18 protein-coding genes are annotated in these 18,753 nt (G+C 74.9%); 12 read left to right on the top strand and 6 right to left on the bottom strand.

The genetic code is table 11. The annotated features are described in order from the left end of the window. The first annotated feature begins 125 nt into the window (after positions 1-125). The 9 genes from ACFOYX_RS00725 (at position 126) to rdgB (ending at position 7,047) form a co-directional block, all read left to right on the top strand. Positions 126-1,688 carry a hypothetical protein gene (locus ACFOYX_RS00725; protein ID WP_322442558.1) on the top strand — a complete coding sequence of 521 codons (1,563 nt, stop codon included), beginning with the start codon at positions 126-128 and terminating at the stop codon, positions 1,686-1,688. Between the two features lie 103 nt (positions 1,689-1,791). Then, positions 1,792-2,082 (top strand): ATP-dependent Clp protease adapter ClpS, encoded by a 291-nt coding sequence (gene clpS / locus ACFOYX_RS00720; protein ID WP_089010866.1) that lies wholly within the window; start codon positions 1,792-1,794, stop codon positions 2,080-2,082. A 2-nt stretch (positions 2,083-2,084) separates the two neighbouring features. Further along, positions 2,085-2,588: a DUF2017 domain-containing protein gene (locus tag ACFOYX_RS00715; RefSeq protein ID WP_322442584.1), complete on the top strand. Its 504-nt coding sequence runs from the start codon at positions 2,085-2,087 to the stop codon at positions 2,586-2,588. A 55-nt stretch (positions 2,589-2,643) separates the two neighbouring features. Then, positions 2,644-3,132 (top strand): Mov34/MPN/PAD-1 family protein, encoded by a 489-nt coding sequence (locus tag ACFOYX_RS00710; RefSeq protein ID WP_109802092.1) that lies wholly within the window; start codon positions 2,644-2,646, stop codon positions 3,130-3,132. Positions 3,133-3,199: 67 nt separating this feature from the next. Continuing rightward, entirely contained in the window at positions 3,200-3,571 is a 372-nt protein-coding gene (locus tag ACFOYX_RS00705; protein WP_322442559.1) for a MoaD family protein, read from the top strand. 13 nt (positions 3,572-3,584) lie between these two features. Further along, on the top strand, positions 3,585-4,550 hold the full coding sequence (locus ACFOYX_RS00700) for a PLP-dependent cysteine synthase family protein (protein WP_109802090.1): 966 nt from the start codon (positions 3,585-3,587) through the stop codon (positions 4,548-4,550). 222 nt (positions 4,551-4,772) lie between these two features. Continuing rightward, positions 4,773-5,519: an MBL fold metallo-hydrolase gene (locus ACFOYX_RS00695; RefSeq protein WP_322442560.1), complete on the top strand. Its 747-nt coding sequence runs from the start codon at positions 4,773-4,775 to the stop codon at positions 5,517-5,519. A gap of 185 nt (positions 5,520-5,704) precedes the next feature. Further along, positions 5,705-6,433 (top strand): ribonuclease PH, encoded by a 729-nt coding sequence (gene rph, locus ACFOYX_RS00690; RefSeq protein ID WP_109802088.1) that lies wholly within the window; start codon positions 5,705-5,707, stop codon positions 6,431-6,433. After that, positions 6,430-7,047 (top strand): RdgB/HAM1 family non-canonical purine NTP pyrophosphatase, encoded by a 618-nt coding sequence (rdgB, locus tag ACFOYX_RS00685; protein WP_109802087.1) that lies wholly within the window; start codon positions 6,430-6,432, stop codon positions 7,045-7,047. Before rph ends, rdgB begins: the two co-directional genes overlap by 4 nt. A 95-nt stretch (positions 7,048-7,142) precedes the next feature. On the opposite strand, the gene hutH is transcribed toward rdgB, so the two are convergent. The 6 genes from hutH to ACFOYX_RS00655 are packed head-to-tail and all read right to left on the bottom strand — an operon-like array spanning position 7,143 to position 15,032. Next, positions 7,143-8,681: a histidine ammonia-lyase gene (gene hutH, locus ACFOYX_RS00680; RefSeq protein ID WP_322442561.1), complete on the bottom strand. Its 1,539-nt coding sequence runs from the start codon at positions 8,679-8,681 to the stop codon at positions 7,143-7,145. Next, the gene (gene hutI, locus ACFOYX_RS00675) at positions 8,669-9,847 is read right to left on the bottom strand and encodes an imidazolonepropionase (protein WP_322442562.1); all 1,179 of its coding nucleotides are present in this window, start codon (positions 9,845-9,847) and stop codon (positions 8,669-8,671) included. The genes hutH and hutI overlap by 13 nt, the downstream gene beginning before the upstream one ends. 55 nt (positions 9,848-9,902) lie before the next feature. Continuing rightward, positions 9,903-11,258: a formimidoylglutamate deiminase gene (locus ACFOYX_RS00670; protein ID WP_322442585.1), complete on the bottom strand. Its 1,356-nt coding sequence runs from the start codon at positions 11,256-11,258 to the stop codon at positions 9,903-9,905. Continuing rightward, on the bottom strand, positions 11,255-12,454 hold the full coding sequence (locus tag ACFOYX_RS00665; protein ID WP_322442563.1) for an allantoate amidohydrolase: 1,200 nt from the start codon (positions 12,452-12,454) through the stop codon (positions 11,255-11,257). The genes ACFOYX_RS00670 and ACFOYX_RS00665 overlap by 4 nt, the downstream gene beginning before the upstream one ends. A gap of 55 nt (positions 12,455-12,509) precedes the next feature. Then, positions 12,510-14,165, bottom strand: a complete 1,656-nt coding sequence (gene hutU / locus ACFOYX_RS00660; RefSeq protein ID WP_322442564.1) for a urocanate hydratase — start codon at positions 14,163-14,165, stop codon at positions 12,510-12,512. Positions 14,166-14,177: 12 nt separating this feature from the next. After that, positions 14,178-15,032 (bottom strand): MurR/RpiR family transcriptional regulator, encoded by an 855-nt coding sequence (locus ACFOYX_RS00655; protein WP_322442565.1) that lies wholly within the window; start codon positions 15,030-15,032, stop codon positions 14,178-14,180. Positions 15,033-15,263: 231 nt separating this feature from the next. Here ACFOYX_RS00655 and ACFOYX_RS00650 point away from each other — a divergent pair, with 231 nt between their 5' ends. From ACFOYX_RS00650 to ACFOYX_RS00640, 3 genes are read left to right on the top strand one after another with little or no spacing between them, the layout of a single operon-like run. Further along, a complete protein-coding gene (locus tag ACFOYX_RS00650; RefSeq protein ID WP_322442566.1) occupies positions 15,264-16,481 on the top strand; it encodes a hypothetical protein in 1,218 nt (405 codons plus the stop codon). A 45-nt stretch (positions 16,482-16,526) separates the two neighbouring features. Then, on the top strand, positions 16,527-17,660 hold the full coding sequence (locus ACFOYX_RS00645) for a glycosyltransferase (RefSeq protein WP_322442567.1): 1,134 nt from the start codon (positions 16,527-16,529) through the stop codon (positions 17,658-17,660). After that, positions 17,647-18,750 (top strand): glycosyltransferase, encoded by a 1,104-nt coding sequence (locus tag ACFOYX_RS00640; protein WP_322442568.1) that lies wholly within the window; start codon positions 17,647-17,649, stop codon positions 18,748-18,750. The genes ACFOYX_RS00645 and ACFOYX_RS00640 overlap by 14 nt, the downstream gene beginning before the upstream one ends. The last annotated feature ends 3 nt before the right edge of the window (positions 18,751-18,753 follow it).

Raw genomic sequence — 18,753 nt, 5'->3', positions numbered from 1 at the left:
GAGTATTCGAAGTGTTCGGCCGAAGGCGGGCCGGGCCCGTACTCTTCCGGCATCCGGGTGCCACCACCCGGATTCTTCGCACGCGACCGGACCGCAACCCGGTCGCCTGACCGGGAGGCCGCTTGATGAAGCCGGGTCCTCTCCGCGCGGTCGACGTGCCCGATCCGGGTGGGTCGGCCGAGCCGCCGCGGTGCGCCCCGCTGCCCACCCGGGTCGGGGTGACCAGCCCGGGCCCGGACGAGCCGCTGGCCGTGGTGGCCGCCGGTCCGGCCGGCGCGGGCCGCCGGCAGGTGCTGGCCGCCCTGCTCGGGCTCGAACCGGGGATGCTCGCGGTGCCCGCCGGCAGCTGCCTGCTGGTCAACCACGCTCGGGTGCCGACCCGCGCGGCGTACGTGCCGGGCTACCGGCAGCCGCACTCGTACGGCGCGGACCCGCTGGCCGCCGGTCCGGCGCTGGCCCGCCCGCCGCGCCGGGTGGAGCTGAGCGTCCCCGACCCGCTGCTGCGGCACTTCGCCGTGCTCGACACGCCGGACACCGGGTCGCTCGGCGTCGCCGGGGGACGGGTGCTGCTGGACGCGGTCGGCCGGGCCGGCGCGCTGCTCTTCGTGATCTCCGCGGACCAGGCCTTCACCGCCGCCGAGCTGCACCTGCTGGCCGAGGTGGCCCACGCCGGCGTCACGGTCTTCTTCGCGGTCACCCCGGGGACGGCCGGCTGGGCCACGCTGTCGGACGGCGCGACGACGACGGAGGACGCGGGGGCGTCCGTCCCGCCGGTCGCCCGCACCGGCGGGTCGGGCCGGCGACCGGTCGACCCGGTCGAGGTCTCCCTCGCGGCGCACCGGGCCGCCCTGCTGGCCGCCGTGCCGAGCCTCGCCGGGGCCCGCTGGTACCCGGCCGGCCAGGCCGACCACGCGGCGCTGCGCCGGGCGCTGGTCGGCTGGGCCGCGGACGAGGGGCTGCGCCGGGCCAGCGCGCAGCCGCCCGTGCTGCCGGGCGAGCACGGCCGGGTGAGCGTGGTGCCCGGCCTCGACCCGGGCGACCTCGGCGACCGGTTGGACCGGCAAATCCGCTCCTGTGCCCAGCGGATCCGCCAGCACCTGGCCCTGGAGTTGGCCAACATCCACCTCCGGGTGGTGCAGGAGATCGTCTTCGGGGTCGGCCCCGCCGGCCTGCCGCAGCTGCTCGACCGGGAGATGGAGGCCCTGTCGCTGCTCGCCACCGCCCAGTGCGACCAGGCCGCCCGGGCCATCCTCGACGAGGCGGCGGCCCGGGTCTTCGGCGCGCCCCTCGCCGCGGGGGTGCGTCGCCGGATCGCCAATGCCGTGCGCTGGGGCCTCGCCGACCACCCGGCCGGTCGGGAGTTGGACCGGGTCCTCCTGGTCACCAGCACCGCCGGGGTGGCGGGGTTGAGCGGCGCGGGCGCGATCGACGCGCTGGCCGGCTTTCCCGGTGCGGAACGCGTCGAGGTCCTGCCGCCGGTGGGGGTGGCCCTGTCCGGGGGCTGCTGGCAGCACTGGCGCGGGCCCGGCAACGACGACCCGAACGGTGCGCGATCCTGGGCGCAGCGGGCGCTGCGCGAGGTGGAGCTGGAGCTCTCCAGCGAGGTGTCCCGTCGCTTCGAGGTGATCCGTCTCTCGTTGGGCGCGGTGCTCACCGATGCTGTCGACCACGGCATCCTGCTCGCCTGAGGTCGGCTGCGCCGACCCGCCTCCGCCCGCCCAGGAGGGTGATCCGGGCCGGCGCGGCGTTCCGGTTCATCGCTTCCCCGAATCCGGTGGCACGATGGGGGGTATGGCGGCTCCACAGGTTGCACCGGTCGAGACGCCGGACACCGACGAGGTGCCGGTCTCAGACCGGCCATGGGTGACGATCGTGTGGGACGACCCGGTCAATCTGATGACGTACGTGACCTGGGTCTTCCAGAAGCTCTTCGGGTACAGCCGGGAGAAGGCCGAGCAGCTCATGCTGGACGTGCACCACAAGGGCCGGGCCGTCGTGTCCAGCGGCGCTCGGGAACGGATGGAGCACGACGCGTCGCAGCTGCACGCGTACGGGCTGTGGGCAACGGTGGACCGGTCGTGAGCATGTTCCGTCGTCAGGGCGACCGGTACGTCGCCGACCTGGCCCTGGACGAGGTCCGGGTGCTGCGGAAGGTCGCCTCCGAGGTGGTCGGCCTGCTCACCGACGGCTTCGACCACAGCGACCCGGTGGTGGGCCGGCTCTTCCCCGAGGTCTATCCCGACGACTCGGCGAGCACGGCCGAGTTCCGCCGGTACACCGAGGGCGACCTGAAGACCGCCAAGATCGACCAGGCCGGCGCCATCCTCGCCGCCCTGCCCGACTCCTCCGGTGAGGCCGGCGGCGAGGTGCGCCTGGACGCCGAGGCGGCCGAGGCGTGGCTGCGCGCGCTCAACGACGCCCGGCTGGCGATGGGCGTCCGCCTGGAGATCAAGGACGGCACGGACCTGGGCGAGGAGCTCGACGACGCGATCGCCGAGGACCCCACCTCCTCCCGGGTGTTCCAGCTGTCGGTCTACGCGTATCTGGGCTACTTGCAGGAATCCCTGCTCAACGCCCTGATCGACTGAGTCGTGACGGCCGCCACCTCGCCGGGTGTGAGCGACAGGCGTTAGGCTGGTCGGCGTGCTGAGCATCGACCGGTCGATCGTCGACGCGATCGTCGCCCACGCGCGCCGCGACCACCCGGACGAGGCGTGCGGCGTGGTCGCCGGTCCCGTCGGCAGCGACACCCCGACCCGGCACATCCCGATGGAGAATTCCGCCCGGTCCATGACGTTCTACGAGTTCGACTCGATGGAGCAGCTGCGGGTGTGGCGGGAGATGGACGACCGCGACGAGGAGCCGGTCGTCATCTACCACTCGCACACCGCGACCGAGGCCTATCCGTCCCGCACGGACGTCTCCTTCGCCGGTGAGCCGGGGGCGCACTACCTGCTCGTCTCGACCCGCGAGCCCGACACCGAGGAGATCCGCTCCTTCCGGATCGTCGACGGCGTGGTGACCGAGGAGCCGGTCCGGATCGTGGATGCCGTCGTGGACCCCCACGCCGTCCAGTCCTACATGTTCGGGCAGAGCCCGGCGACGGTCGACTACGAGTGTTCCGGCCGCTGACCTCTCAGCGCCGGCCCATTCCTTCCTTCCCGTCACCGCGGCACACCCGATCAAGGAGCACGACATCATGGCCATCGAGGTTCGCATCCCCACCATCCTGCGCAGCTACACCGGCGGCGCGAAGGTCGTCGAGGGCGCCGGGGACACCCTGGGCGACCTGCTCACCGACCTGGACTCCCGGCACGCCGGCCTGAAGGCCCGGCTGGTCACCGACGCCGGCGCGCTGCACCGGTTCGTCAACGTCTACGTCAACGACGAGGACGTCCGCTTCCTCGGCGCGCTCGACGCCAAGCTCAACGACGGCGACAGCGTCACCATCCTGCCGGCCGTGGCCGGCGGGGCGTTCGGCTTCGCGGCGGCAGCCGCGATCAGCCAGCACCGTGCGGCGGCGGCCGCGATCGCGCCGCGCGTGGCGCGGTCGGCCGTCGCCGCCCGCTGATCGGCGGCCGGCGATGGCGCGGTACGACAGCCTGCTCGAGGCCTGCGGCGGCACGCCCCTGGTCGGGCTGCCCCGGCTCTCGCCGACGGTGCCCGAGGGGGCGCCGCCGGTGCGGCTCTGGGCGAAGTTGGAGGACCGGAACCCGACCGGCAGCATCAAGGACCGCGCGGCCCTGTTCATGGTGCGCGCGGCGGAGGAGGCCGGCCGGCTCCGCCCGGGCGACACCATCCTGGAACCGACCAGCGGCAACACCGGCATCTCGCTGGCCATGGTGGCCAAGCTGCGGGGCTACCGGCTGGTCTGCGTGATGCCGGAGAACGTCTCCACCGAGCGGGTCCAACTGCTCCGGATGTACGGCGCGGAGATCATCTTCTCGGCGGCCGCCGGCGGCTCGAACCAGGCCGTCGCCACCGCGAAGCAGATCTCCGCCGAGCACCCCGACTGGGTGATGCTCTACCAGTACGGCAACGAGGCGAACGCCCGGGCGCACTACGAGACGACCGGGCCGGAGCTGCTGCACGACCTGCCGACGATCACCCACTTCGTGGCCGGTCTGGGCACCACCGGGACCCTGATGGGCACCGGGCGCTACCTGCGGGAGAAGGTCGACGGCATCCAGGTCGTCGCCGCCGAGCCCCGCTACGGCGAGCTGGTCTACGGCCTGCGCAACATCGACGAGGGGTACGTCCCCGAGCTGTACGACGCGACCGTGCTGTCGCGCCGCTTCTCGGTGGGCACCCGGGACGCGGTGCTGCGCACCCGTCAGCTCGTCGAGGTGGAGGGCATCTTCGCCGGGTTCTCCACCGGCGCGATCCTGCACGCCGCTCTCGCGGTGGCGCACGAGGCGGTGCGGGACGGCCGCCGGGCCGACGTCGCGTTCGTGGTCTGCGACGGCGGCTGGAAGTACCTGTCGACCGGGGCCTACGGCGGCACCCTCGCGGACGCCGAGGACGCCCTGGAGGGGCAGCTCTGGGCCTGACGAGCCGATTCGGGCCGGTCGGCGGGGACGCCGGCCGGCCCGTCGACGCCCTGCCGGCGCGATACGCGTACGGGTGTCACGTTGATGACATGTTCCGGCAGATGATTCTTGACCCGCAGTGGCGACGCGTAGGCTGCGCAGCGTGGCGTACGCGTCGGTAGAGATCATCGACGGGGCGGTTGCCGGCGCGTCGACTACGCGGCGTGACATTGGGACGACCGGATGCGACTGACGGTCCTCGGCTGCGCGGGCAGCTTCCCCGGCCCCGAGTCCCCCTGCTCCGCCTACCTGGTCGAGGCGGAGGGCTTCCGGCTTCTGGTCGACTTCGGCTCGGGGTCGCTCTCCACGCTCCAGCGCTACGTCGGGCTGCACGCCCCCGACGCCATCCTCCTCACCCATCTGCACTGCGACCACATGCTCGACGCGGTGTCGTACGTGGTGGTGCGCCGGTACGCCCCCGACGGGCCGTACCCGCCCCTGCCGATGTACGCGCCCTCCGGCGCACCGGACCGGCTGGCCGCCGCGTACGGGCAGGAGGGCAGCTCGGTCGACGACGTGTACCAGTTCTACGGCCTCCAGCCGGGGACGTTCCCGATCGGCCCGTTCACCGTCACCGTGGACCGGATGAACCACCCGGTGGAGACGTACGGCGTGCGGTTGGAGCACGACGGCCGGGTGCTCTGCTACTCGTCGGACACCGCCCCCTGCGACTCGTTGCTGCGGTTGGCCCAGGGCGCCGACCTCTTCCTCTGCGAGGCCAGCTACCTCGACGGCGCGGAGAACCCGCCGGACCTGCACCTCACCGGCCGGGAGGCCGGCGAGGTGGCGACCAAGGCGGGCGCCGGCCGGCTGCTGCTCACCCATCTGGTGGCGGCCTGGGGGAGCGAGGCGCACACCCTGGAGTCGGCGGCAGCCGCGTACACCGGTCCGCTCGAGGTGGTCCGCGCCGGCGCCTGCTACGACGTCTGACCGCCGCCCGGCGCGACGACCGGATCGTCTGCACCTGGTCGCCGGGTTCCTGCGGGCGCACGGCGTCGGACCCGGGCACGCGCAGTCCGACGTGACGGCCGTCCCCTGACCCCGCGCTCCGCTCCGTCGCAGCGGAGGCGGGCACCCCGGGACGGTTCGATCGCCGCACCGCATAAGGTGCAGGGATGGCGCGACCTGACGGGCGACAGCCCGACCAACTCCGACCGGTGACCCTGACCCGGGGCTGGAGCACCCACCCGGAGGGCTCGGTCCTCGTCGAGTTCGGCGCGACGCGGGTGCTCTGCACCGCGAGCGTCACCGAGGGGGTGCCCCGCTGGCGCAAGGGCTCCGGGCTCGGCTGGGTGACCGCCGAGTACGCGATGCTGCCCCGGGCCACCAACACCCGGTCCGACCGGGAGAGCGTCAAGGGTCGCGTCGGTGGGCGTACCCACGAGATCTCCCGGCTGATCGGCCGGAGCCTGCGCGCCTGCATCGACCTGAAGGCGCTCGGCGAGAACTCGGTCATCCTCGACTGCGACGTGCTCCAGGCCGACGGCGGCACGCGGACCGCGGCGATCACCGGGGCGTACGTGGCGCTGCACGACGCGGTGGGCTGGCTGGGCGAGCGCAAGGCGCTGGCCGGCAAGCCGGAGAAGGTGATGCACCGGTCGGTGGCCGCGGTCAGCGTCGGCATCATCGCCGGCGAGCCGCGGCTGGACCTCTGCTACGAAGAGGACGTGGCCGCGGAGGTGGACATGAACGTGGTCTGCACCGGGACGGGCGACTTCGTCGAGGTGCAGGGGACGGGCGAGGCCGGCGTCTTCGCCCGCGACCAGCTCGACGCCCTGCTCGACCTGGGTGTCCTGGGCTGTCTGGAACTGGCCGACGCACAGCGGAAGGCGCTCGCCTCATGAACAGGGTGCTCCTCGCCACCCGGAACCGGAAGAAGCTCGTCGAGCTGCAGCGGATCCTCGACGGGGCGCTCGGCGCGCACCGGATCGCCCTGCTCGGCCTCGACGACGTCGAGCAGTATCCGGAGCTGCCGGAGACCGGCCTGACCTTCGGCGAGAACGCGCTGATCAAGGCTCGGGAGGCCTGCCGGCGGACCGGCCTGCCGACCATCGCCGACGACTCCGGGCTGGCCGTGGACGCGCTCAACGGCATGCCGGGCGTGTTCAGCGCCCGCTGGGCCGGCCGGCACGGCGACGACCTGGCCAACCTCCAGCTGGTGCTGGACCAGATCGCCGACCTGCCGGACGAGCACCGGGCCGCCTCCTTCGTCTGCACGGTGGCGCTGGTGCTGCCCGGCGGCAAGGAGCACCTGGTCGACGGCCGCCAGTCCGGCCGGCTGCTGCGCGCGCCGCGCGGCGACGGCGGCTTCGGGTACGACCCGATCTTCCTCGGCGACGGGCAGCAGCGGACCAACGCGGAGCTGACGCCCGAGGAGAAGGACGCGGTCAGCCACCGCGGCAAGGCGCTGCGCGAGCTGGCCAAGCTGGTTGCCAAGGTGCTGCCGCCGGCCCCCTGAGCCGCGGTGCCCCCGCCCCAACATGATCGTCTGCTGGTGAGCGACCCGACCCTCCGTCGAGTCGACCGCTCCCCAGCAGACGATCATGAGCTTGCTCAGCTCAGCGGGCCGATCTCTCGTTCGATGGCGGCGCGCAGCTCCGGCCCGGCCAGCACCTCCCGGGCGGCCTCCATCACCGGGGCGAGGAAGACGTCCGGGCCCGGCTCGCCGGCGATCCCGCCCAGCGCGGCCACCGCGGCCCGGCCGGCCGGTGACGGCTCCAGCGGGGCGCGGAGCTGGAGCCCGCGGACGGCCGCCAGCAGCTCCACCGCGAGCAGGCTGGTCAGGTTGTCCAGCACCGTGCGCAGCTTCTTGGCCGCCGCCCAGCCCATCGAGACGTGGTCCTCCTGCATGCCGCTGGTCGGCAGCGAGTCCACCGAGGCGGGAGCGGCGAGCCGGCGGTTCTCCGCGACGATCCCGGCCGCCGTGTACTGGGCGATCATCAGGCCCGAGTTGACCCCGGCGTCGGGGGAGAGGAAGGCGGGCAGCTCCCGGTTGCGGGTGACGTCGAGCAGCCGGTCGACCCGGCGTTCGGCGATCGCGCCCACCTCGGCAGCGGCGATGGCCAGGTAGTCGGCGGCGAAACCGAGCGGGGCGCCGTGGAAGTTCCCGGTGGACTCGACCCGGCCGTCCGGCAGCACGACCGGGTTGTCCACCACCGACATCAGCTCCCGCCCGGCCACCGTCTCGACGAAGTCGAGGGTGTCCCGGGCCGCGCCGGCCACCTGCGGCGCGCAGCGCATCGAGTACGCGTCCTGCACGGCGTGCGCCAGGTCGTCCCGGTGCGAATCCATCACCCGGGAGTCCTGGAGCAGCCGGTGGATGTTCGCCGCCGACGCGGCCTGCCCGGGGTGCGGGCGGATGGCGTGCAGCTCGGGCAGGAACGGCCGTTCCGAGCCGAGCATCGCCTCGATGGCGAGGGCGGCGGTGACGTCGGCCATGGCGAACAGGTGCCGGGCGTCGTGGATGGCCAGCAGCAGCATGCCGAGCATCCCGTCGGTGCCGTTGATCAGCGCCAGCCCCTCCTTGGCGGCCAGCTCGATCGGCGCCAGCCCGACCCGGCGCAGCGCCTCGGCCGCGTCGAGCCGCTCGCCGGCGGGCCCGAGCACCCAGCCCTCGCCGAGCAGCACCAGCGCGCAGTGCGCGAGGGGGGCCAGGTCGCCGGAGGCGCCGAGCGAGCCGTGTTCCGGCACCCACGGGGTGACCTCGTGGTTGAGCAGGTCGACCAGCGCCTCGGCGACGAGCGGGCGGACCCCGGAGCGGCCGAGCGCCAGCGAACGGGCCCGCAGCAGCATCATCGCCCGGACCACCTCGCGGGGCATCGGCGCGCCCACCCCGGCGGCGTGCGAGCGGATCAGCGCGTGCTGGAGTTCGGCCCGCCGCTCGGGCGCGACGAAGGTGTTGGCGAGCGCTCCGAAACCGGTGGAGACGCCGTAGACGGGCCGGCCGGCGGCCTCGATGCCGTCCACGATCGTCCGGCTGGTCGCCATGGCGTCCACGGTGGCCGGATCGAGCACCACCTTGGCGGTGCCGCGGGCCACGGCGAGCACGTCGGCGGGGGAGATTCCGGTGGGCTGGATCATTACGGTCGACATTGCGGGACTCCGTTGTGCAGAACCTGGCGGATCAGTGGCACACCCGGCCGGTAGGCCAGGTGCAGGTGGGAAGGGGCGTCAAGGATCATCAGGTCGGCCCGGGCGCCTGGCCGCAGCCGGCCGACGTCGTCGCGGCGCAGCGCCGCCGCCCCGCCGGCGGTCGCGGCCCAGACCGCCTCTGCCGGGGTCATCCGCATCTCGCGTACGGCGAGCGCGATGCAGAACGGCATCGACGAGGTGTACGACGACCCGGGGTTGCAGTCGGTCGCCAGCGCCACGGTCACGCCCGCGTCGAGCAGTCGCCGGGCGTCCGGGTACGGCGACCGGGTGGAGAACTCGGCGCCCGGGAGCAGCGTGGCGACGGTCGGGGAGCCGGCCAGCGCGTCGACGTCGGCGTCGGTCAGGTGGGTGCAGTGGTCGACGCTGGCCGCGCCGAGTTCCACCCCGAGCCGTACGCCCGGTCCGGGGCCGAGCTGATTGGCGTGCACCCGCACGCCCAGCCCGACGGCCTGCCCGCAGGCGAGGATCGCCCGGGCATGGTCGACGTCGAAGGCGCCCCGCTCGCAGAACACGTCGATCCAGCGCGCGTACGGGGCGGCGGCGGCCAGCATCGGCCCGCACACCATGCCGACGTAGTCGTCGGGGCGGTCGGCGTACTCGGCGGGCACGACGTGCGCGCCGAGGAAGGTGGTGTCGTCGCTGAATTCGGCGGCGATCCGCAGCGAGCGGGCCTCGTCGGCGACCGTGAGGCCGTACCCGCTCTTGATCTCGATCGCGGTGGTGCCCTGCCGCATCGCCTCGGCGCGCAGCCGGCGGACGGTGGCCCGCAGCTCGTCGTCGGACGCCGCGCGGGTGGCCCCGACGGTGGTGCGGATGCCGCCCCCGGTGTACGGCTCGCCGGCCATCCGGGCGGCGAACTCGGCGGCCCGGTCCCCGGCGAAGACCAGGTGGGCGTGGCTGTCCACGAAGCCGGGCAGCACGGCCGCCCCCTGGGCGTCGATCCGCCGGTCGGCGGCCGGGGCGTCCCGGGCGGGCCCGATCCAGGCCACCCGGCCGTCCTCGACCAGCAGGGCCACGTCGCGGCGGATGCCCAGCGGCTTACCCGCGCCCTCGCCGGCCGAGTTGGTGACCAACTCGCCGATGTCGTCCACCAGCAGGCTGCTCATGCGCTGCCTCCCGTTCGCGACTGCGGGGCTCGCAAACCCGGCTCACTCCTCGCGCTCACTGGCCGGTCACCGCCGCGATGGCGTCGTGCAGCTCCGCCGGCACGTCCACCGTCAGGTGCCGGCCGTCGGTGACCACCACGCGCCCGTCCACCACGACGTGGCTGACGTCGGCCGCGGCGGCCGCGAAGAACGCCCCGACGGGCGGCACCCCGGCCGTGCGGGTGGTGTCCAGCCGTACGGTGACCAGGTCGGCGCGGTCGCCGACGGCGAGCCGGCCGGCGTCCGTCCAGCCCAGCGCGGCGTGCCCGGCGGCGGTGGCGGCGGTCAGCAGCTCGACGGCGTTGAAGTGGCCGCGCCGCCGGGTCCGCAGCCGTTCGTCCAGCTCCACCGCGCGGGCCTCCTCGAAGAGGTCGACGATGGCGTGGCTGTCGCTGCCGAGACTGAGCGGGCTGCCCGCCTCGGCCATCCGCCGCACCGGCCCGATCCCGTCGGCCAGGTCCCTTTCGGTGGTGGGGCAGAGGCAGACGCCGGTCCGGCTCTCGCCGAGCAGCGTGATGTCGACGCTGGTGGGGTGGGTGGCGTGTACCGCGGTGGTCGTCCGGCCGAGCACGCCGTGGTCGGCGAGCAGCCGGGTCGGGGTGCGGCCATGCACGGCACGGCAGGCGTCGTTCTCGGCGGGCTGCTCGGAGAGGTGGACGTGCAGCGGCGCGCCGCGCCGGTCCGCCCAGCCGGCGACGGTGGCGAGCTGCTCCGCCGGCACGGCCCGCACCGAGTGGATCGCCGCGCCGACCCGGGCGTGGCCGTTCTCCGGCGTGAACGCGGTGACCCGCTCGGCCCAGCGCAGCGCGTCCCCGTCGCCGAACCGCCGCTGCGGCCCGGTCAGCGGCGCGCCGTCGACCGTGGCGGTCAGGTAGCAGGTGTCCAGCAGGGTGAGCCGGATGCCGGCGTGCGCCGCCGCCTCGACCAGCGCGGTGGACATCGCGTTCGGGTCGGCGTACGGGGTGCCGTCGGGGCCGTGGTGCAGGTAGTGGAACTCGCCGACGCAGGTGATCCCGGCGAGCGCCATCTCTGCGTACGCGGCCCGGGCCAGGGCCAGGTAGGAGTCCGGGTCGAGGCGCGCCGCGACGGCGTACATCCGGTCCCGCCAGGTCCAGAAGTCGCCCCGGCCGGCGTGGGTCCGCCCGCGCAGCGCCCGGTGGAAGGCGTGCGAGTGCGCGTTGGCCAGGCCGGGCAGGGTGAGCCCGGGCAGCCGGACCGCGTCGCGGAGCACCTCGACCCCGGCGGTCGGGGCGCCGGCCCCGACCAGCGGCGTCACGGCGGTGATCCGGCCGCCCTCCGCCTCGATCAGCACGTCGGCGGTGGGTTCGGCGTGGTCGGGCAGCCAGGCGTACTCGGCGAGCCAGCGGGTCAGCGGCATGCCAGCTCCTCCAGCACCCGGGCCAGGGCGGTGACCCCGGCGGCGCAGTCGGCGTCGGTGGCGGACTCGGCGGGGGAGTGCGACACCCCGGTGGGGTTGCGCACGAAGAGCATCGCGGTGGGCAGGTGCGCGGCGAGCACCCCGGCGTCGTGCCCGGCGCCGGTCGGCAGCACCGGCGCGTCGAGCAGCGTGGTCAGCCGCTTCGCCAGCCCGCCGTCGAACCCCACCAGCGGCGTCGCCGACTCCTCGGTCAGGGTCAGCTCGGTGCCGTCCCGCCGCGCCCGCTCCGCGGCCTTGGCGCGGACCGCCTCGACCAGGCCGTGCAGCGTCGCCGGCTCGGCCGCCCGGGCGTCCAGCCAGCCGGTCACCTTCGCCGGGATGGCGTTGGTGGCGTTCGGCTCCACCGCCACCCGGGCGACGGTGGCGTGCGCGTCGCGCAGCCGGGCCTCCTTGTTCGCCGCCAGCACGGTGAAGGCGTACGTGAGCATGGGGTCGCGGCGGTCCGCCATCCGGGTCGTACCGGCGTGGTTGCCCTCGCCGTGGAAGTCGAAGCGCCAGCGGCCGTGCGGCCAGATGGCGCTGGCCACCGCGACCGGCGCGGCCAGCTCGACCAGCGCGCGGCCCTGCTCGACGTGCAGCTCCACGAAGGCGGCGAAGCGGCCGAGCAGCGCCGGGTCGGCGCCCGCCGGCCGCTCGCCCAGCGCCTCGGCGAAGGTCACCCCGGCCGCGTCGCGCAGCCCGGCCGCCCGGTCCACCGCGATCTCCCCGGTGAGCAGCCGCGACCCCAGACACGGTACGCCGAACCGCGCGCCCTCCTCCTCGACGAACGCGCCGACCACCACCGGCCGGAGCGGGGTGACCCCGGCGGCCCGCAGTTCGTCCACGGCGAGGAACGCGCTGACGATGCCGAGCGGCCCGTCGTACGCCCCGCCGTGCGGCACGGAGTCGAAGTGGCTGCCGGTCAGCACGGCGTCCCCGGCCAGCGGGTCGCCCCACCAGGCGAACAGGTTGCCGTTGCCGTCGGAGTGCACCGGCATGCCGCGCCGGTCGGCCTGCTCCCGGAACCAGGCGCGCAGCCACAGCTCCGGCTCGGTCAGCGCGTAGCGCAGGTAGCCGCCGCTGCGCTCGTCCCGCCCGACCGGGGCGAGCTCGTCCCAGAGCTGGCGGAACCGGGCGGCCAGATCGGTCACGCGGCACCCCTGTTGTTGGCGACTGCGGGGCTCCGCTGCGCTGCACTCCTCGCGCTCACGCCGGGCCCTCCGCCATCGGCACCCGTACGCCGGTCCGCTCGGCGACCTCGCGGGCGTTGTCGTAGCCGGCGTCGACGTGCCGGATGACGCCCATCGCCGGGTCGTTGGTGAGCACCCGCTCGATCTTCTGCCCGGCCAGGGCGGTGCCGTCGGCGACGCAGACCTGCCCGGCGTGGATGGACCGGCCGATGCCGACCCCGCCGCCGTGGTGGATGGACACCCAGGACGCCCCGCTGGCGGTGTTGACCAGCGCGTTGAGCAGCGGCCAGTCGGCGATCGCGTCGGAGCCGTCGGCCATCGCCTCGGTCTCCCGGTAGGGGCTGGCCACGCTGCCGCAGTCCAGGTGGTCCCGGCCGATCACCACGGGCGCGCTCAGCTCACCGGAGGCCACCATCTCGTTGAACCGCACCCCGGCCTTGTCCCGCTCGCCGTAGCCCAGCCAGCAGATCCGCGCCGGCAGGCCCTGGAAGGCGACCCGCTCACCGGCCATCCGCATCCACCGCGCGAGGGACTCGTTCTCCGGGAACAGGTCGAGGATGGCCCGGTCGGTGGCGGCGATGTCCTTCGGGTCGCCGGAGAGCGCCGCCCACCGGAACGGGCCCTTGCCCTCGCAGAACAGCGGCCGGATGTACGCCGGCACGAAGCCGGGGAAGTCGAAGGCCCGCTCGTAGCCGGCGAGCTGCGCCTCGCCACGGATCGAGTTGCCGTAGTCGAAGACCTCCGCGCCGGCGTCGAGGAAGCCGACCATCGCGGCCACGTGCCGGGCCATCGACGCCCGCGCCCGGTCGGTGAACTCGGCCGGCTTCGCCGCCGCGTAGTCCCGGGCGTCGGCCGGTTCCACCCCGACCGGCAGGTACGACAGCGGGTCGTGCGCGCTGGTCTGGTCGGTCACGATGTCGATCTCGACGCCGCGGACCAGCAGCTCGGGGAAGACCACCGCCGCGTTGCCGACCACGCCGACGCTCAGCGCCCGACGGTCCCGCTTCGCCGCCAGCACCCGCGCGACGGCGTCGTCCAGGGAGTCGGCGACCTCGTCCAGGTAACGGTCGTGCACCCGGCGGTCCAGCCGGCTGCGGTCCACGTCGACGATCAGGCAGGCGCCCCCGTTCATGGTGACCGCGAGGGGCTGCGCCCCGCCCATCCCGCCGCAGCCGGCGGTCAGCGTCAGCGTCCCGGCCAGGGTCCCGTTGAACCGCTTGGCCGCGACGGCGGCGAACGTCTCGTACGTGCCCTGGAGGATGCCCTGGGTGCCGATGTAGATCCACGAACCGGCGGTCATCTGCCCGTACATGGTGAGGCCGAGCTGCTCCAGGCGGCGGAACTCCGGCCAGGTGGCCCAGTCGCCGACCAGGTTGGAGTTGGCCAGCAGCACCCGGGGCGCCCACTCGTGGGTGCGCATGACGCCGACGGGGCGGCCGGACTGCACCAGCATCGTCTCGTCGTCGCGGAGCTCGGTCAGCGTCCGGACCAGCGCGTGGTACGACGGCCAGTCCCGCGCGGCCTTCCCGGTGCCGCCGTAGACCACCAGGTCGTCCGGGCGCTCGGCCACCTCCGGGTCGAGGTTGTTCATCAGCATCCGCAGGGCGGCCTCCTGCGGCCACCCCTTCGCGGTGCGTGCGGTGCCGCGGGCGGCGCGGACGGGCTGGTGCATTTCGTACTCCTCTCAGCCGAGGAACAACTGACGACGGGCGGCGGACGACTCGAACGCCTCGAGCCGGGCCTGGGTGTCGGCCGGGGCGGCGTCGCAGATCGCCTGGAGCACCACCATGGCCAGGGTCATCGGGGCGGTGTGCAGGTCGAAGACCAGGTCGGTGCCGACGGCGGCCGGGAGCACCACCTCGGCGTTCTCGGTGGCCGGGCTGACCGGGGAGTCGGTGATCGCCACCACGGTCAGCCCGGCGTCCCGGGCCTCGCGCAGCGCGTCCAGGGTCTCCCGCGGGTAGCGGGGCAGCACGAAGGCGAGCAGGGCGGTCGCGCCGGCCGCCGCGGCCTGTTCGAGGCGGTCGGTGAGCAGGCTGCCGCCGTCGTCGAGCACCCGCACGTCGGGGTGCACCTTCGCGGCGAAGTACGCGAAATACGCGGCCAGCGGCGCGGCGGCGCGCAGCCCGAGCACCGGCAGCGGGCGGCTGGCGGCGAGCAGCGTCCCCACCTCGGCGATCCGCTCCCGGTCGGCGAGGTGCCCGGCCAGCCGGTCGAGGTTGCCGATCTCGGCGCGGACGGCCCGCTGGAGCTCGTTGCCGGCGTCGGCCGGTTCGACGGCCCCGGTCGCGGTCAGCTCGCGCAGCCGGCGGCGCAGCGCCGGGTAGCCGTCGTGCCCGAGCGCCATCGCGAACCGGGTGACCGACGGCTGGCTGACCCCGGCCAGCTCGGCCACCTCCGCCGCCGACAGGTACGCCGCCGCCCCCGCGTGCTGCACCAGGCAGTGCGCGATCCGACGCTGGGTGGGGGTGAGCCGGACCCCGTGGAAGAGGTCCAGCACCCGGTCGGTCGGCGCCGCGACGACAGCGCTCTCATTCATGCCGCGACTCTATGCATGAAAACTTTCAAAGACAAGTCACCCCCGCTAGGCCGTCCCGTGCCGGTGGGGGCCCCGGCCGCCGCCCGTTCTCCGGCGATGCCGCCGGCGCTCGCCCGATGGCGACGGCCTCCACAATGGGCCGCACGTGTGTCCGGGGCCACCGACCGGCGGACCATCCAAGGGGCACCGTCTCTGTACTATCCGCACGGCGGGTGAACAGAGGAGTGGGGCATGCAGCCGGAGGGTCCGTACAGGTTCACCGAGACGGTGGGTGAATGCCAGGTCGGCAGAGCCTGGGCGGCTCTCGACGGGCAGGACCGGCCGGTGACCGTCGCCGTGCTCGAGGGCGCGGCGGCCGGCGACCAGCGGTGGCGCGAGGCGTTCGCCAACGCGGCGAACGTGCTGGCCCAGACCGTCGGCGGGCACCGGTACGTCAACGCCGACTTCACCGCCGCCCAGCCCTGGATCGCGTACCCCTCCGAGGAGGGCGGCGCCGCCGCGCGGCTCTTCCAGACCCTCGGCATGGACTACCAGCCCGCGGCCACCGCCGAGGTGCTCCCGCAGCCGCCCGTCGTGGTCGTCCCGCCGCCGCCGGCGGACGGCGGCCGGCCCACCTCCGCGCCGCCGCTGCCGGTCTCCGGCGCGCCGCAGCCCATCTCCGGGCCGCCGCAGCTGCCGTGGACGCCGCAGCCCTGGGCGATGGCGCCGCAGCCGGTCTCCGGCGCCCCGGTCTCGCCGGTCGCCGCCCCCGCGCCGCCCGTCGCCGCCGACCCGCTCGACTCGTCCGGCGGGCGGCGGATCGCCCCGGTGGAGCGCCCGCCGCGCAACCGCACTGGCCTCTGGGCCGGCATCGTCGCGCTGACCGCGGTGCTGGCCGCCGGCATCGGGCTCTTCGCGGGCACCGCGCTGGGCTCGGACGAGAAGTCGCCGGCGCCGAACCCGTCGGCCAGCGCCTCCCCGCCGCTGTACGAGGCCACCCAGGCCTCGCTCAACAAGGCGAAGTTCGACGGCGACCTGGCGCCGCTCGCCGAGCCGTGGCTGGGCCGGATGGGTGGCTGCGCGGTCAACGGCGAGGTGGGCGGCCCCAAGCTGCCGCCGGACGAGAAGAAGCACGTCTTCTGCCGGTACGGCGCCGTCTCCCTCCACTTCGGCCAGTACGCCTCGCGGACGGAGAAGGACGCCGCCCGGGCGTACCGGCAGCAGCTCAACCTGGCCGGCGGTGCGCTGGCCCCCGGGCTGCGGGAGGTTACCCGGACCACCGGTGGGGTCAGCGGCGCTTCCGGCAGCTACATCGAGTACGCCTTCAAGGGCGACGACGGCCGGACGATCTGCGGGGTGTGGTGGGACCGGGACGACGGCACCGGCGCGCTCTACCTGGAGACGCTCTGCGAGGCCGGGCTCGGCGGCAACTGGGACGCGCTGCGCGATCTGTGGCGACGCACGAGCTGACCATCCGGTGAGGACTGTGGGGAGCACCGTCATGGACGACCGGTCATGACGTCGGTGGAGGACGCCCGTCCCGTCGCCGACGTCACCGGCGTACCGCCGCTCGCCGGCCGGTCGGTGGCCGTCGTGCACGAGTGGTTCAGCGCCGCGGGCGGGTCGGAGAACGTCTTCCTGGCCATCGCCGAGCTGCTGCCGCACGCCCGGCGGTACGTGCTCTGGGCGGAACGCGACGCCCCGGCGCGGGACCTCGGCCTGCGGGAGTCGTGGCTGGCCCGGACGGCGCTGCGGCGCAGCAAGGCGCTGGCCCTGCCGGTGATGCCGCTGGCCTGGCGCACCCTGTCCCGCGACCCGTTCGACGTGGTGGTCTCCTCCAGCCACGCGTTCGCGCACACCGTGCGGCTCGGCCCGCCGGAGCGGACCCGGCACCTCAGCTACGTCCACTCGCCCGCCCGGTACGTGTGGAGCCCCACCGTCGACGGCCGCGGGTCCAGTCCGCTGCTCCGGGCGCCCCGGCGCGCGTTGCAGGCGGCGGACCTGCGGCTGAGCCGGCACGTGCACGCGTACGCGGCGAACTCGGTGGAGGTGCGGGACCGGATCCAGCGGTACTGGAAACGCGACGCCGTGGTCATCCACCCGCCCGTGGACGTCGACTTCTACGCCACGCCGGCCGGGCCGGAGCAGCCGCGGGAGTACCTGCTGGGGGTCGGGCGGTGGATCCCGTACAAGAACTTCGACCTGATGATCTCCATCGCCGCCGCGGCCGGGCTGCCGCTGGTCATCGCCGGCGCCGGGCCGGAGGAGGCGCGGCTGCGTCGGGCCGCGTCCCGGGTCGGCGTGCCGATCACCTTCGAGCTGCGGCCCAGCCGGGACCGGCTCCGGGAGCTGTACCAGGGGGCGCGGGCGCTGCTCTTCCCGGCGCACGAGGACTTCGGCATCATCCCGGTGGAGGCTCAGGCCGCGGGCACCCCGGTGATCGGCCTGCGCAGCGGCGGCCTGCTGGAGACGGTGGTCGACGGGGAGACCGGCTTCCTGGTCCCGTCGACCCGCGCCGCCGACCACGCGGCCGCCGTACGGCGGGTCGGTGAGCTCTCCGCCGCCCGGATCCGGGAGCACGCGAGGTCGTTCGCGCGGGAGCGGTTCGCCGCCCGGATGAGCGGATGGATCGCCGATGAGTGCCGCTGAACCGACCACGACGATCCTCGACGGCAGCGGCGTCGGGCCCGGCGGGATCACCCGGGTACTCACCGAGGTGGTCCGGCACTGGCCCGCCGGGCACCGCCTCCGGGTCGTCGCCGCGCCGCCGTCCTGGCCGGTCCCGGCCGACCGGGCGGCCGACGTGGAGCTGGTCAGCCACCAGGCGTCCGGCCGGGCCGGGGCGATCGGGGCGGCCACCGCGACCCTGCGCCGGGTCACGGCCGGCGCCCCCCGGGACCGGACCCGGGTGCTGTCGCTGAGCCCGTCCGCCGCCATCCTCGGCAGCCGGCTGCCGGTCACCACCGTGGTGCACGACCTCGCGTTCCGGCTCTGGCCGCACGACCTCTCCACCGCCGTACGGCAGTACCGGCGGGTCAGCTACGGCGCCGCCGTACGCCGGTCCGCGCGGCTGCTCTGCGTGAGCGCCCGCACCCGGCACGACCTGCTCGGCCTCTACGGGGTGGCCGACGAGCGGACCGCGATCTGGCACCCCGGCAGCGACCTCGCCGCGGCCGGTGACCTTCCCACGCCGCTGGCGGACCTGAGCCGGCGCGGCGGGAGCTGGCTGGTGGTCGCCGGGCACGCGCCGCACAAGGGCGTGGAACTGGCCGTCGACGCGCTGGCGGAGCTGCCCGGCCACACCCTGGCGGTGCTGACCGGCGGCCACCGGATCGACCGCTTCTCCGCCGCGGTACGCCGCGCCGGGGTGGCCGACCGGGTGCTGTTCCTCGGGCACCTCCCCGAGCCGGAGTACGCCGCCACCGTCGCCGGCGCCGCCGCCTTCCTCATGCCCAGCCACTTCGAGGGCTACGGCCTGCCGGCGGCCGAGGCCCTGCGGCTCGGCACCCCGGCGGTCGTCTCACCCGACCCCGCGCTGCACGAGGCCACCGCCGGCCGGGCCGTCCGGATGACGGCGTGGTCGGCGGAGGCCCTGGTCGCCGCGGTGACGGCGGCGGTCGGCGGACCCCGACCGGCCGCCGGCGGCCACGGCCGCTCCTGGCGTACGGCGACCGAACACCTGGTCGGCCTGCTCGCGGCGGAACCGTCGACCCGGCCCGCCGCCCGGGTCGCGGGATAGGGA

The sequence above is a fragment of the Micromonospora sp. GCM10011541 genome, from assembly GCF_042650725.1.
Taxonomy (GTDB): Bacteria; Actinomycetota; Actinomycetes; order Mycobacteriales; family Micromonosporaceae; genus Micromonospora; species Micromonospora sicca.
Note: the sequence above shows the minus strand (reverse complement) of the source record. Positions and strands in the feature narration are given on the sequence as shown.

Excerpts from the sequence above, each read along its gene's own strand:
- ACFOYX_RS00645 (WP_322442567.1), top strand. The coding sequence starts at position 16,527 with ATGACGTCGGTGGAGGACGCCCGTCCCGTCGCCGACGTCACCGGCGTA.
- ACFOYX_RS00700 (WP_109802090.1), top strand. The coding sequence starts at position 3,585 with ATGGCGCGGTACGACAGCCTGCTCGAGGCCTGCGGCGGCACGCCCCTG.
- rph (WP_109802088.1), top strand. The coding sequence starts at position 5,705 with ATGGCGCGACCTGACGGGCGACAGCCCGACCAACTCCGACCGGTGACC.
- ACFOYX_RS00650 (WP_322442566.1), top strand. The coding sequence starts at position 15,264 with ATGCAGCCGGAGGGTCCGTACAGGTTCACCGAGACGGTGGGTGAATGC.
- ACFOYX_RS00725 (WP_322442558.1), top strand. The coding sequence starts at position 126 with ATGAAGCCGGGTCCTCTCCGCGCGGTCGACGTGCCCGATCCGGGTGGG.
- ACFOYX_RS00655 (WP_322442565.1), bottom strand. The coding sequence starts at position 15,032 with ATGAATGAGAGCGCTGTCGTCGCGGCGCCGACCGACCGGGTGCTGGAC.
- ACFOYX_RS00705 (WP_322442559.1), top strand. The coding sequence starts at position 3,200 with ATGGCCATCGAGGTTCGCATCCCCACCATCCTGCGCAGCTACACCGGC.
- hutI (WP_322442562.1), bottom strand. The coding sequence starts at position 9,847 with ATGAGCAGCCTGCTGGTGGACGACATCGGCGAGTTGGTCACCAACTCG.
- ACFOYX_RS00715 (WP_322442584.1), top strand. The coding sequence starts at position 2,085 with ATGTTCCGTCGTCAGGGCGACCGGTACGTCGCCGACCTGGCCCTGGAC.
- clpS (WP_089010866.1), top strand. The coding sequence starts at position 1,792 with ATGGCGGCTCCACAGGTTGCACCGGTCGAGACGCCGGACACCGACGAG.
- ACFOYX_RS00695 (WP_322442560.1), top strand. The coding sequence starts at position 4,773 with ATGCGACTGACGGTCCTCGGCTGCGCGGGCAGCTTCCCCGGCCCCGAG.
- rdgB (WP_109802087.1), top strand. The coding sequence starts at position 6,430 with ATGAACAGGGTGCTCCTCGCCACCCGGAACCGGAAGAAGCTCGTCGAG.
- hutU (WP_322442564.1), bottom strand. The coding sequence starts at position 14,165 with ATGCACCAGCCCGTCCGCGCCGCCCGCGGCACCGCACGCACCGCGAAG.
- ACFOYX_RS00640 (WP_322442568.1), top strand. The coding sequence starts at position 17,647 with ATGAGTGCCGCTGAACCGACCACGACGATCCTCGACGGCAGCGGCGTC.
- hutH (WP_322442561.1), bottom strand. The coding sequence starts at position 8,681 with ATGTCGACCGTAATGATCCAGCCCACCGGAATCTCCCCCGCCGACGTG.